This window comes from Chitinophaga sp. SYP-B3965, assembly GCF_009647655.1.
GTDB lineage: Bacteria > Bacteroidota > Bacteroidia > Chitinophagales > Chitinophagaceae > Chitinophaga.
The window spans coordinates 1,680,850-1,693,362 of sequence record NZ_WJFD01000001.1 but is presented as its reverse complement, the minus strand read 5'-3'; the positions used below and the strand labels follow the sequence as shown (position 1 = coordinate 1,693,362).

12 protein-coding genes are annotated in these 12,513 nt (G+C 46.9%); 5 read left to right on the top strand and 7 right to left on the bottom strand.

Annotated elements, in window-relative coordinates; all coding sequences use genetic code 11:
• Window positions 1-89: 89 nt before the first annotated feature.
• Complete coding sequence (locus tag GFS24_RS06595) at window positions 90-587, bottom strand: DinB family protein (RefSeq protein ID WP_153658784.1); 498 nt, start codon at window positions 585-587, stop codon at window positions 90-92.
• Between the two features lie 121 nt (window positions 588-708).
• Between GFS24_RS06595 and GFS24_RS06590 the strand changes: the two genes are divergently transcribed.
• From GFS24_RS06590 to GFS24_RS06580, 3 genes are read left to right on the top strand one after another with little or no spacing between them, the layout of a single operon-like run.
• Entirely contained in the window at window positions 709-1,173 is a 465-nt protein-coding gene (locus tag GFS24_RS06590) for a hypothetical protein (RefSeq protein WP_153658783.1), read from the top strand.
• A gap of 3 nt (window positions 1,174-1,176) precedes the next feature.
• Window positions 1,177-2,034: an AraC family transcriptional regulator gene (locus tag GFS24_RS06585; RefSeq protein WP_153658782.1), complete on the top strand. Its 858-nt coding sequence runs from the start codon at window positions 1,177-1,179 to the stop codon at window positions 2,032-2,034.
• Window positions 2,035-2,067: 33 nt separating this feature from the next.
• Window positions 2,068-2,466, top strand: a complete 399-nt coding sequence (locus GFS24_RS06580) for a DinB family protein (RefSeq protein WP_153660236.1) — start codon at window positions 2,068-2,070, stop codon at window positions 2,464-2,466.
• A 30-nt stretch (window positions 2,467-2,496) separates the two neighbouring features.
• Here GFS24_RS06580 and dusB read toward each other — a convergent pair whose 3' ends face one another.
• The 6 genes from dusB to GFS24_RS06550 all read right to left on the bottom strand — a co-directional run bounded on the left by dusB (window position 2,497) and on the right by GFS24_RS06550 (window position 7,880).
• Entirely contained in the window at window positions 2,497-3,534 is a 1,038-nt protein-coding gene (gene dusB / locus GFS24_RS06575) for a tRNA dihydrouridine synthase DusB (protein WP_153660235.1), read from the bottom strand.
• An 83-nt stretch (window positions 3,535-3,617) separates the two neighbouring features.
• Entirely contained in the window at window positions 3,618-4,022 is a 405-nt protein-coding gene (locus GFS24_RS06570; protein WP_153658781.1) for a hypothetical protein, read from the bottom strand.
• Between the two features lie 96 nt (window positions 4,023-4,118).
• The gene (locus tag GFS24_RS06565; RefSeq protein WP_153658780.1) at window positions 4,119-5,891 is read right to left on the bottom strand and encodes a peptidoglycan DD-metalloendopeptidase family protein; all 1,773 of its coding nucleotides are present in this window, start codon (window positions 5,889-5,891) and stop codon (window positions 4,119-4,121) included.
• A gap of 142 nt (window positions 5,892-6,033) precedes the next feature.
• Window positions 6,034-6,765 carry a metallophosphoesterase family protein gene (locus tag GFS24_RS06560; protein WP_153658779.1) on the bottom strand — a complete coding sequence of 244 codons (732 nt, stop codon included), beginning with the start codon at window positions 6,763-6,765 and terminating at the stop codon, window positions 6,034-6,036.
• A gap of 7 nt (window positions 6,766-6,772) precedes the next feature.
• Window positions 6,773-7,327, bottom strand: a complete 555-nt coding sequence (locus tag GFS24_RS06555; protein ID WP_153658778.1) for a GNAT family N-acetyltransferase — start codon at window positions 7,325-7,327, stop codon at window positions 6,773-6,775.
• A 112-nt stretch (window positions 7,328-7,439) separates the two neighbouring features.
• Window positions 7,440-7,880 (bottom strand): hypothetical protein, encoded by a 441-nt coding sequence (locus GFS24_RS06550; RefSeq protein WP_153658777.1) that lies wholly within the window; start codon window positions 7,878-7,880, stop codon window positions 7,440-7,442.
• Window positions 7,881-8,179: 299 nt separating this feature from the next.
• Here GFS24_RS06550 and GFS24_RS06545 point away from each other — a divergent pair, with 299 nt between their 5' ends.
• Both GFS24_RS06545 and GFS24_RS06540 read left to right on the top strand, forming a co-directional pair.
• Window positions 8,180-9,811 carry an FAD-dependent oxidoreductase gene (locus GFS24_RS06545; protein WP_153658776.1) on the top strand — a complete coding sequence of 544 codons (1,632 nt, stop codon included), beginning with the start codon at window positions 8,180-8,182 and terminating at the stop codon, window positions 9,809-9,811.
• Window positions 9,808-12,438 (top strand): alpha-L-rhamnosidase, encoded by a 2,631-nt coding sequence (locus GFS24_RS06540; protein ID WP_153658775.1) that lies wholly within the window; start codon window positions 9,808-9,810, stop codon window positions 12,436-12,438. The genes GFS24_RS06545 and GFS24_RS06540 overlap by 4 nt, the downstream gene beginning before the upstream one ends.
• The last annotated feature ends 75 nt before the right edge of the window (window positions 12,439-12,513 follow it).

Below are 12,513 nucleotides of genomic sequence, written 5' to 3'. Positions count from 1 at the left end.
TTACTTAACTGCAGTAAGATCGCAATACACTTGTTTCGGGCAATAGCTCCTTTTAAATAATAAAAGAACTATTGCCCGAAACAAAAAACCTATCCGTGCATCTCATCCGCACTAGGCCCATAGCTACCAGGAATCGGCACATCCAGCAAACGCAGGAAAACACCCAACTGCGCGCGGTGATGTACGATCTGGCAAAAGGTCATACGAATGGTTTCCGCTTTTGATTGTTCTGCAAGGATCGCATCTCCCATACGCAGGGTCCAGGTTTCCGGAAAGGCAGCTTCATCTGCTTTTACCAGGTGGGCTTTGCCATCTTCCAGGGCTGTTTCAAAATATTTCAGCAGTTCCCCGCTGCTTTTGATCTTCACCGGCTCATAAGGGGTGGTGGCAAAATCCAGTCCATCTGTAGTTACCGCCATGGTAACCCAGGTAGGAAGCTCCGCAATATGCGTAGCCAGCTGGCGCACCGTCATGCTCTTGGGATGCGGCTGCCAGTCGAACTTATCTTCCGGTACAATAGATAACATTTTACGGGTTGTAGTTGCTTCGTTCTCCATTTCTTTGAGGAGGGCTGGAATGATTGACATATACTTGTGTTTTTGTTTGTAATACAAAGGAACTACGGGGTTGTGACAGCCCTATGTCAGCAGGAAAATACGGAACCGAAATTTATTCCGTATTTTTATGAGATCACCGAAACATGCATATATGAGAACTGCTATATCCTTTGTATTATTACTTTCCACCGCATTCGCCGCCTGCAACCAGGCCGGTACCACCGCTAAAAACGACTCCACCACCACAGAAGAGGCCAGCACAGAGAACACCATCGCAGGATGTTATCATAAGATCTCCGGGCGGGATACGGCTAAGTTATCCCTGGTTATAGATGATAATAAGGTGAACGGCACACTGGAATACCGTATTTATGAAAAGGATAAGAACAGCGGGGTTATAACAGGCACCTTACAGGATAATATCCTGAGAGCTACGTATGAATTCCAGAGCGAAGGCATGAAAAGCACCCGGGATGTAGTGTTCAAGCTCATGGGAGAACAGGTGTACGAAGCGCAGACGGATAGCCTGAATGCAGAAGGCCTGCCTGTTTTTAACGCCGATGCAGCACTGCTAAAATTTGAACCAACACCTTTTAAGAAAACGGCTTGTGAATAAACGATGGATGCAGACATTCATACGCTTTATACATCTGACTACTACCGGATCATGGATTTCCGTTGCCGGTGTACAGATTGCCGCACTTCCAAACCGGAACAGAGCGAGAACTTCTGTATCAGCTTTGTAAGGAAAGGCAATTTCCTCTTCAATGTTTTCCGGCAATCGCTGGATTCCTACAGCGGTTGCATCCTGATCACCAAACCGGAATACGAACGTACCGTTACCCATACACATGCTGTGCCCGATGAATGCACCATCTTCGAAATCTCCAGCGAACTGTTGCGGCAGCTGAAAGAACAATACGGCCATACAAAGTTCTTCAGCGATACGGACCTCCATTCCACCCTCATCCGCACCACCCCGGAAACAGAGTTCCTGCATTTCTATATTACCCAGCTGGTGCTCACGCGTGCCGGCAGCAAACTGCACATAGATCAGCTGATCTTTGACATGATCCGCAAAGTGCTGAACGACATCACGGATTATGAACCGGATGAACGTATTCATGCCAAACTGAAAAGGAACCACCTGGCTACCATTGAGCGAGCCAAAGAATACCTCACCCAACATTTCATGGAAGATATTTCCCTGAAGGAAATAGCAGAATACAGCCTGGTGAGCCCCTTCCATTTTTCCCGGATCTTCAAAACCTTTACCACTTATTCTCCCTACCAGTTCCTGCAGGACATCCGCCTGCAACATGCGGCCCTTTTACTCGAAAACACGCCAACGCCTTTATCAGATATAGCCTTTACTTCCGGGTTCACGAGCATGGAGTATTTCAATGCGGCCTTCCGCAAGAAATTTGAACTGCCGCCGGCAAAATACCGTAACGCAAAAATGAGCAGGATATCTTAATCCTTTCTTTTCCCGGCTGCCTAGTTTTGGTACATGAAAGCACAACTCTTACAACATTGGGAAAACTCCCGCGCGTACACATTAAGTGTGGCGGAGTTAATGCCTGAAACGGCTTATGACCTTAAACCGGTGGACGAAGTATGGAGCTTCGGGGAACAACTGAACCATATTACTTATGGTATTCACTGGTGGTCTGAAATGTTCATCCGGAAGGTGGAAACAGAATGGGCGCCGCCTAAGCCTAAAACAGGTAAGAAAACGATCATCGCAGCGCTTGAAAAGGCGTACGATGCATTGAAGAAAACATATGAGGAAAGTTCCGGGAAAGAGGATGGTCTTTACACTACGCTGGACCACATTACGCACCATCGCGGGCAATTGATCGTGTATCTGCGTTTAAAGGGGATCCAGCCGCCGGAGTACGTGTATTAGACGGGGCAAAAGGTTTGCCGGCAGGATATCTTACACCGGGCAATTCTCATGATAATTCACCAGCTGGATGGGTGTTCTCTGCACTTCAAAACCATCATAGGTGCGGAGCACTTCATCCAGCACTTCTTCTATTTCCGGCACGGTGTTAAGGGTAACGAGGCGCGTACGGAATTCTTTGATGCCGGGTAATCCTTTCAGGTAGTTCAGATAATGCCTGCGCATAGCATACACGCCTGCGCCATCACCTTTCCACTGCAGGGATTTGCGTAAATGCTGTTTGCATACTTCCACCCGTTCTGCTACGGTTGGCGGTGCCATTTCCTCCCCGGTGTTCAGGTAATGCCTGATCTCCCGGAAGATCCAGGGGTAACCGATAGCGGCACGCCCTATCATGATCCCATCCACACCATAACGGTTCTTATATTCCAGCGCTTTCTGCGGACTGTCAATATCCCCGTTCCCGAAAATGGGAATATGGATGCGCGGGTTGTTCTTTACTTTAGCGATGAGGCTCCAGTCTGCCTCGCCTTTATACATCTGGCAGCGGGTGCGGCCATGGATGGTGAGGGCTTTGATCCCTGCATCCTGCAACCTTTCCGCTACTTCTTCAATATTTTTGGTTTCATCATCCCAGCCCAGCCGTGTTTTCACGGTTACCGGCAGGGTAGTGGAACGTACACATCTTTCCGTAAGGCGTACCATTAGGTCAATATCCTTCAGCACCCCGGAGCCTGCGCCCTGGGCTACGATCCCTTTTACGGGGCAGCCAAAATTGATGTCCAGCAGTTCAGGGTTGGTGACGTCTACGATCTTAGCGGCCATGGCCAGCCTTTCTTCATCCCCGCCAAACAGCTGTATGCCTACCGGCCGTTCTTCGTCAAAGATCTCCAGTTTGCGGCGGCATTTAATGGCATCACGGATCAGCCCTTCACTGGAAATGAACTCCGTGAACATGAGATCTGCGCCGTTATGCTTGCAAACCACGCGGAAAGGCGGGTCGCTGACATCCTCCATAGGAGCCAGCAATAACGGAAAATCCGGAAGGGTGATATTGTCGATCTTTACCATTTGCGGGGGCAAAAGTACGAATTTTTTCAGGGATGCCTTTCAGAGGTGTCTGTTACTATAAATACCAAGTATTTTTTCACAGTTTATATTTTTTCTATTACCTTTGTAGCGTCCTTAATTAGTTTAGTAACGTCAGCGGAATTGGACTGCTGTTTACAAAACCAATTAAGGATTTTTTCTTTATTGGCATATGCTATGAGATCATCCTGTGCGATCCATAGCAGAATGTCCCTGATATTATCCTTTGGATAGACGCTTCTGACACTATTAACCTCCCGCCTTCCACATAATTTATTCATTTCTATTGCAACAACCATATTTATTCCTTTATCCTCCATTTCTGTTAAAATGACTTTACAATCTGTTCTTGTTTTACTTTGAAAAACCGCAATGGGTTCTGCCAGGTATTCAGGCATATGAACTACAGAAACAAGAGAGAAAGGATGGTTGCTTTGGAGTTTTTTATCTACTAATCTTTGCACTGCCATTCTCAAAAATAAAAAGCAGGATGCCCTTTGAGGAGCATCCTGCCGGTATTAGTAGGTGTTATCAATATTGTGCCTTAAGCACATATGGAGAAAAACTTATTTACCCCAGATAGCACTGAAGCGCGCATTATCATCATAGTTCTGCACTTTGATGAGGCGCAGGCCTTCTGAGCTGGCCTGGTTAAACTTGGTCTGGTAAGAAGCAGATGTCATACCATAATAAGCAGCATAGTTGTTCTTTTTAGGACGCCATACACCGCCAACAGTATTACCATTTACGTTAATACTTTTCAGTTCCCAGTTCTTGTAGAGTTCGTTGAATTTCTTATCGAAGTCTGTACCGGCCATGCCATAGTACAGGTAGAAACCATTGTCGTTAGGTTTGTTCACAAACACGGCTGCATGGTAACGTTTACCGCCTACGGTATAATCCACGTGTTCCTGTACATGCCATTTCTTGGTATCTACATAGTTCTTCCAGGTAGTGCCAAACAGGGCATCATCCTGGTTGTGTACAGAGGCGGCAGACTGGCCGGCAGGTTTCTTTTCCCAGATAGCAGAGAAGCGCGGATTGCCGCTGCCGTCTTTGGTAACAGAGATCTGGCGCGGGCGGTAGCCTTGTGCATCGTAGGTGTTGAAGTAGGTTTGGTAAGTAGCGCCGGTCATATAGAAACGGGCATACCATGATCCGGGGATACCCCACTGGAAAGAACCTGCAGCATAGAGGTTGCCGCCGTTCTTGTCCACACTCACGGTTTGCAGTGCCATACCCATACCGGTATAATAACCCCAGAATTTATTCACGAGGTCCAGCGGAACATTGTGGAAGCTGGGGTAGAAAGGTGCGAATAAACGTGCATAAGGTGTGGTGGCATCCAGATCATAACAATCTACGCCGCCATGATTATAAGAGCCGTATGGATCTACCAGTACCCATTCTCCGCTATGTCCTGTGCGGGTATCCTGTACACGTACTTCAAAATGGAGATGTACGTTGAAAGAACGCATGCTGGCATTGTCAGTGAAAGTACCATCATCATCCAGGATCACGCCAATACCGCCAGATCCGGTGTTACCGGCATAAGCGATGAACTGGCCGGCCGCTACATTGTCACCTTCTTTTACCGCGATCTTTTGGGTATTGGTACCCCAGCATAAATTGCTGTTGGTGCCGTTAGTGGCAAATGTTTTGTATTTGCCGGAAGTGCCTTTGGCTTTTGCCTTGTCGTTATCATGGCCATTACGCAAATGAAGATGTGTGCTGCGGTATTTGTAACCATCCGGTGCGGTGTGTTCAATGGTAACATAGTTACCGCCGCCGTTAGACCATTTCACGTCGATCACTTTTCCCGGGGCGATAGCATATACGCCAAAGGTAGGATCTTCATTTTCTGCTATGGATGTTTTACCATAGTCAATAGCCCGGTGGGCATCTTTCTTACCATCCTTATCATTGTCCCAGCTGTAGTAAAAGCCCTGCCAGAGACCAGTGGTGCTGTTCTTGAAAGGAAGGAACAACGGCATGTGTGCTTTCACGGAACTGTAAACAGGTTCCAGTGCAGCTTCTACAACAGGTTGTGCACAAACGCCGGCACGTTCCATTTTGGCAATGCCTGGTGCATCTGCTTCAATGAACAGCAATTGTGTTACAGGTTTAATACTGCGTGTAGCCGTAAACGGTTTGAGGGCGCCAACTTTCATGTTGCTGGTTTTCTCGTCTCCGTCCGGGCCTTCGGCAGGAGCTACAGTAGGTCTTTTCACTTTTTGATAAAGGACTTCGGAAGCATTTTCTTCTTCCTGGGGAATCTGCTGAGCATCAGCATGGAAACAAACAAGAAGGGTCGCCATGGCGAGGAATACGCGTTTCATAATCAGTAATTTGGTGTTAACATTAAAATCGGTTGGCAAGCTACCCAGAATAGGAGCGGGGAAAAAACGGGACTTTGTATATGGTATGATTTAACCGATAGCTGGTGGATTTAGTCCTTTAATGGGTTAGTTGTTATAACACTTAAGGATTCCTTCCTTTCTCATTTGGATATAGTTTTTGCGGCGGATCACTTTGTGTCACTTTTTTGGAATCGATGTCAAGCGCAGATAATTTTCCATAAAAAGCAGCGCCGGTATCTACGTTCCATAGATTGGCCGCTTTCATGGGTTTGTCCATATTATAATTGATGGTAGGTGTATGACCGATATAGATCTCGAAGAACAGCTGTAGCCGCTTGGGATATAACAACGAATCCCGTGATAAACGTTTGTTCATGCTGCGGGCTGTTTCCCATAAGGTACGGTCCCACAGGAAACTGTTTTCATGCCGTTCATGTTCGGGGCCATGCATGGAGGCAAAACCTGCGTGAATGAATAAACGGTTCCTTTCATCTATATAGAATGGCCGCAACCGATTGTAAAATACAAGATGCTGGTGTTTCTCTTCTGCGCTGAGCTTTTCATAGCTGGCCACGGTACTCCTTCCGCCATGAAATAACCATACCGGGTCTGCCGGTTCACCTGCCAGCCAGGATTCACACCACTGATCATGATTGCCTTTGAGGAAGATGCAGTTGTATTGATCATCCAGTTCCATTAAACGGGAGATCACCTGGGCGGATTCAGACCATCCGTCTACATAATCTCCGAGGAAGATCAGTTTATCGTCCGGCTTCGGTTTAATTTTAAGGATGAGCTGGTCCAGTGCTTTCAATGCACCATGAATATCTCCGATCGCGAAAGTTCTTGCCATATATAGTTTACCGGAATGGTGTCAGCAGGGAATAGATGATAGCATCCATAAACCTGCCTTCATAAAACATGTTCTCTTTAAAATGCGCTTCTTTTGTAAAATTATTCTTTTCCAGGAGTTTGGCGGAAGCAATATTACCGGGGTCTATCACTGCGGCTATGGAATGAAATTTCAATACACGGAAGCTATGGTCCAGTACGGCGGGTAAAGCCTCCGTCATAATGCCTTTCCCATGCCAGTTATCATGCAGCAGGTAACCTACCTCACAGCGGAAATTTTCTGGCTCAACATTGAAAAGCCCTATCATCCCGATCACTTTATCTTCTCCGGGAATAGTAATAGCCCAGTTGATCGCTTCGTTTTTGCGTGTCAGTTCCAGGTGGTCCCGGATGAATTTGATGGCGTCGTCCCTGTCCTTTTGCAGGGGGCGGGGAATGTATTGCATAATATCCTTGTGAGAGCGGAGGTAAAGGACTTCATCTGCATCACTTTCCCTTAACTTCCGCAGCACGAGGCGCTGGGTGGTTAAAATGGGATAAGGGTCAAAGTTTAAGGTAAGCATTTAATGAAAATAAGGCAAACGGGGGGTAAAAACAAGCGGGCAGTGAACAGATTCTTCCATTCACTGCCAGGGGCCCCTTAGACCATCCATTTATAAGAAAGTTTAAAACCGTTTAATGCTTTTTATGGCCTTTACCATGTTTGCCACCTTTGTTCCCTTTGCCATGATATTTTTTGTCAGGGCTATCTCTTATGATAGTTTGTTTACCATACCATCCTTTGTATTTGCCATATTTTTCCCTGTAAACAACAGGTCTTAAATAAGGCCTTGGTTCATTCACCACCACTTTGTACCCACTGTACAGGTCATAGTGATAAGCCGCCGGCAATGCGCGGGCGCGCACCCATCTGTTACCGTTTAAGTAGATGAACTGACGATCCGGAATATAGTAGTAGGCATCCACATCCGGTAAATAGTAATACTCTGCATAATCATACCCCACAGGACCCCAGGCTGGCTGGCTACCAATGTTCACGTTTATGCTCACCTGGGCGTTTGCGTTAAACGCAAAGCCGCCGAGCATAAAACAAATAACAACCGCGATCTTTTTCATAAAAAAATGTTTGAGTTACTATACAATATCCAAATAGGATGCCAGATCGAATTATTTTAGCAAGCCCACTACGTATAAGTACCTCCTGAAAGTGTCCTTAAAGAAGATTATTTTGTACAACAGCCTGTTGAGCGGAAAACGATGCTGACGCTACCTGCAGCCATTACTCCCGAAAGCGCCATGTTTGCACAGCATGACAGGGCAGGATGGTTCAAAGTAGCTAAATTCGGTATATTTAGCCATGAAGGCCTGTACATTGGATCTGGGTTATCAAATCGGTTATGAAAAAACAGACAGTTATGCGAAAGATCTTCTTACTTACTTTACTCTATTCCGGCCAGCTGATGGCACAGGAAAAATTACAGGCAGATGTGATCGTTTACGGCGGAACAGCAGCGGCTGTTACGGCGGCGGTACAGGTGCAGCAGATGGGAAAGTCCGTGATCATTGTTTCACCGGATGTACACCTGGGCGGATTGTCCGCCGGGGGACTGGGCTTCACGGATACCGGCAATAAATCCGTTATCGGCGGACTGGCCCGCGATTTCTATCACCGCGTGTACATGCATTACCAGCAATCCAATGCATGGGTATGGCAGCCCAAAGACGCCTATGGCAACAAAGGCCAGGGCACACCTGCCATGGATGGAACAGAACGCACCATGTGGATCTTTGAACCGCATGTGGCAGAACAGATCATGGAAGACTTCATCAAAGAACACAATATCAAAGTATACCGCGATGAGTGGCTGGACAGGAGCAAGGGTGTTGTGAAGAAAGGCGGCCGCATTGTTTCCATCACCACTTTGCAAAAGAAGACCTTCACCGGTAAAATGTTCATAGACGCCACTTATGAAGGAGACCTGATGGCCGCCGCCGGTGTAAAATACCATGTAGGCCGGGAAGCCAACAGCGTATATGGCGAAGAATGGAATGGCGCGCAAACAGGCATCCTGCACCACAGGCACCATTTTATGACAAACATCAGTCCGTATAAGATAGAAGGCGATAAGAACAGCGGATTGCTGCCCCGCATCTCTGATAAAGACCCGGGCAAAAGGGGAGAAGGCGATGATAAGATCCAGGCTTATTGTTTTCGTATGTGCCTCACCGATGTGCCGGAAAACCGCATCCCTTTCCCCAAACCTGTTGGATACGACCCCATGCAGTATGAATTACTGCTGCGGGTGTTCAAATCCGGCTGGCGGGAAACATTCGACAAATATGATCCTATCCCTAACCGTAAAACGGATACCAATAACCACGGGCCTTTCAGCACGGATAACATTGGCATGAACTACGATTACCCGGATGCCTCTTATGAGCGCAGGAAAGAGATCATCAAAGAACACGAACAATACCAGAAAGGACTGTTATACTTTATGGCCAATGATCCGCGCATGCCGGAAGATGTGCGCACGGCCGTAAATAAATGGGGATTGCCGAAAGATGAATTTAAAGATAACGGCGGATGGCCGCACCAGTTATATATCCGCGAAGCCCGTCGTATGATAGGCGTGGAAGTAATGACGGAGCATGAAACCCTGAGCAAAAAAGACGTACCGCAATCTATTGGCATGGGCTCCTATACACTGGATGCGCACAATGCACAACGGTACGTAAAACCGGATGGTTTTGTACAGAACGAAGGAGACATCGGCGTATCTGCCAAAAAACCTTACCGCATTGCCTACGGTTCTATTATCCCGAAAAAGAAGGAATGTGAAAACCTGCTGGTGCCTGTTTGCATGTCCAGCTCACACATTGCCTATGGTTCTATCCGTATGGAACCGGTATTTATGATCCTGGGGCAAAGCGCGGCTACTGCTGCAGTACAGGCTATTAATGGTAAAACGGCGGTGCAGGATGTGAAGTATGAAGCGCTTAAGGCACAATTATTAAAAGATAAACAAAGACTGGAAGTACCATGAGAATGATCAATATCCTGATAGCTTTTTTTCTGCTGTCCTCTGCACAGGCGAATGAAAGCCCTTCTGCATTTTCCCTGCAATGTGAATACATGAGCAATCCTATTGGCATTGACACAAAGCAGCCCCGTTTTAAATGGTGGTTGATGGACGACAGGAAGGGGGCAGCACAGAAAGCCTACCAGGTATTTGTATCTACAGACCCATCGGCAGACGGGAAGGTCTGGACATCTCCGAAGGTGAATTCCTCTTCCTGTTTTGCCGTATACCAGGGGAAGGCTTTACAGCCTTTCACTAAATACTACTGGAAAGTGCAGGTGTATGATCATCTGGGAAATAAATTGGTGGCCTCAGAGATCGCCACATTTGAAACCGGCATGATGAACATGCAGAACTGGCAGGGCGCCTGGATCAGCGACGGGACGGATGTGAAGGTGAAACCGGCTGCACAGTTCCGCAAGGTGTTTGAGGCGAAAAAGAAGATTAAGGCCGCGAGGGCTTACATTGCCGTAGCCGGATTGTATGAACTGTACATCAACGGAGAACGGATGGGCACCCAGCGGCTGGATCCTATGTACACGCGTTTTGACCGCAGAACATTGTATGTAACGCATGATGTAACGAAGCAGCTGCAAGCCGGTAAAAACGCCATTGGCGTGATGCTGGGAAACGGATGGTATAACCACCAATCCACGGCAGTATGGTTCTTTGATAAAGCGCCCTGGAGAGGAAGGCCCACCTTCTGCATGGACCTTCGCATTACATATGAAGACGGATCAATAGAAACGATCAGTTCAAAAAAAGACTGGAAAACGGCATTAGGCCCCGTTATTTTCAATAGTATCTACACAGCTGAGCATTATGACGCAAGGCTGGAACAAGATGGCTGGAATAAGCCTGAATTTGATGATGCCAAATGGAAGAATGTAACCCTCCGTTCTGCACCTTCTGAAAACATCGTGGCACAGGTAATGCGCCCCATTGAAAATGTGGAAGAGATCCCCACGGCTAAACTGAACAAGATCAATGACACTACTTATGTCTTTGACCTGGGCAGGAACATTGCCGGTGTAAGTAAGATCAAAGTACAAGGCGAAGCAGGCACAGTACTGCGTTTAAAACACACAGAACTGTTACAGGCAAATGGCATGGGAGACATGTCCAACATTGATATGCACTATCGCCCGACTGATGATAAAGATCCTTTCCAGACAGACATTTTCATCTTAAGTGGAAAAGGCGAAGAAACATTTTCTGCCCGCTTCAATTATAAAGGTTTCCAGTATGTGGAAGTAACCAGCAATAAGCCCATTTCCTTAACCGAAAAGAGTTTAGTAGGTTATTTCATGCACAGCAATGTACCAGTGATCGGTAAAGTCGCTTCTTCCAACCCCATGATCAATAAATTATGGGCAGCTACCAACAACGCTTACCTCTCCAACCTCTTCGGCTATCCCACAGATTGCCCGCAGCGGGAAAAGAACGGCTGGACGGGAGATGCACACATTGCCAGCGAAACAGGCCTCTATAATTTCGACGGTATCACCGTCTATGAAAAATGGCTGGCAGATCACCGGGATGAACAGCAACCTAATGGTGTACTGCCTTCCATTATCCCAACCGGCGGCTGGGGCTACGAATGGGGTAACGGCCCGGACTGGACGAGCACCATCGCGATCATCCCCTGGAACATCTATCTCTTCTACGGTGATACTACTTTGTTAGGTGCCTGCTACGATAACATCAAACGTTACGTAGATCGCATTGATACAGATTATCCATCCGGCCTCACCACCTGGGGGCTCGGCGACTGGGTACCGGTAAAATCTAAAACCTCGGTAGAGCTTACTTCTTCTGCATATTATTTTGCCGATGTAACGATCCTCTATAAAGCAGCCAAACTGCTGAATAAAAACGCAGATCATCTGCATTATAAAGCGTTAGCAGAGAAGATCAAAACCGCTTTCAACGCGAAGTATTTAAACAGGCAAACCGCTATCTACGGTGATGGTGTACAAACCGCCATGAGTGTTCCGTTATATTGGGGATTAGTGCCGGAGGATATGAAAGCCAAAGTAGCCGCTAACCTCGCCAAAAAAGTAGAAGCAGATAATTTTCATCTGGATGTAGGCTTGCTGGGTACTAAAGCTATTTTAAGTGCATTGAGCGATAATGGTTACGCAGATGCAGCCTACAAGATAGCCAGCCAGGAAACATTCCCTTCCTGGGGCTGGTGGATCGTGAACGGTGCTACCACTTTACCGGAGAACTGGCGCATAGAAAGCAAAAATGATAATTCCCGTAACCACATCATGTTCGGAGAGATCGGTGCATGGCTATACAAAGGTCTTGCCGGTATTAAACCGGATGAGAAGGCACCAGGCTTTAAGAACGTTCTTTTAGAGCCGCATTTTGTACAGGGCTTAGATCAGTTTGAAGCATCGCATAATGGCCTGATATCCTCCTGGAAAAGAAGCGGTAATAACATTGTTTACAACGTTACCGTTCCGGCTAATGCTACAGCCACTGTTCGTTTTGATGCAGGGAAAAGCATTATGTTGAATGGAGCACCGGTGAAGGATGTGGTTTCATTGGTGGCAGGGCGGCATGAGTTTTTCATTCACCCCTAAAAGAAAAAATACAAGAGATCAATCAGAATGATTGATCTCTTTTTATTTCAAAAGAAAAAAAACTCTCGTAGCACT

Bases quoted from the DNA above. Each gene is read 5' to 3' on its own strand.
- GFS24_RS06595 (WP_153658784.1), bottom strand. From the start codon at position 587: ATGTCAATCATTCCAGCCCTCCTCAAAGAAATGGAGAACGAAGCAACT.
- GFS24_RS06590 (WP_153658783.1), top strand. From the start codon at position 709: ATGAGAACTGCTATATCCTTTGTATTATTACTTTCCACCGCATTCGCC.
- GFS24_RS06585 (WP_153658782.1), top strand. From the start codon at position 1,177: ATGGATGCAGACATTCATACGCTTTATACATCTGACTACTACCGGATC.
- GFS24_RS06580 (WP_153660236.1), top strand. From the start codon at position 2,068: ATGAAAGCACAACTCTTACAACATTGGGAAAACTCCCGCGCGTACACA.
- dusB (WP_153660235.1), bottom strand. From the start codon at position 3,534: ATGGTAAAGATCGACAATATCACCCTTCCGGATTTTCCGTTATTGCTG.
- GFS24_RS06570 (WP_153658781.1), bottom strand. From the start codon at position 4,022: ATGGCAGTGCAAAGATTAGTAGATAAAAAACTCCAAAGCAACCATCCT.
- GFS24_RS06565 (WP_153658780.1), bottom strand. From the start codon at position 5,891: ATGAAACGCGTATTCCTCGCCATGGCGACCCTTCTTGTTTGTTTCCAT.
- GFS24_RS06560 (WP_153658779.1), bottom strand. From the start codon at position 6,765: ATGGCAAGAACTTTCGCGATCGGAGATATTCATGGTGCATTGAAAGCA.
- GFS24_RS06555 (WP_153658778.1), bottom strand. From the start codon at position 7,327: ATGCTTACCTTAAACTTTGACCCTTATCCCATTTTAACCACCCAGCGC.
- GFS24_RS06550 (WP_153658777.1), bottom strand. From the start codon at position 7,880: ATGAAAAAGATCGCGGTTGTTATTTGTTTTATGCTCGGCGGCTTTGCG.
- GFS24_RS06545 (WP_153658776.1), top strand. From the start codon at position 8,180: ATGCGAAAGATCTTCTTACTTACTTTACTCTATTCCGGCCAGCTGATG.
- GFS24_RS06540 (WP_153658775.1), top strand. From the start codon at position 9,808: ATGAGAATGATCAATATCCTGATAGCTTTTTTTCTGCTGTCCTCTGCA.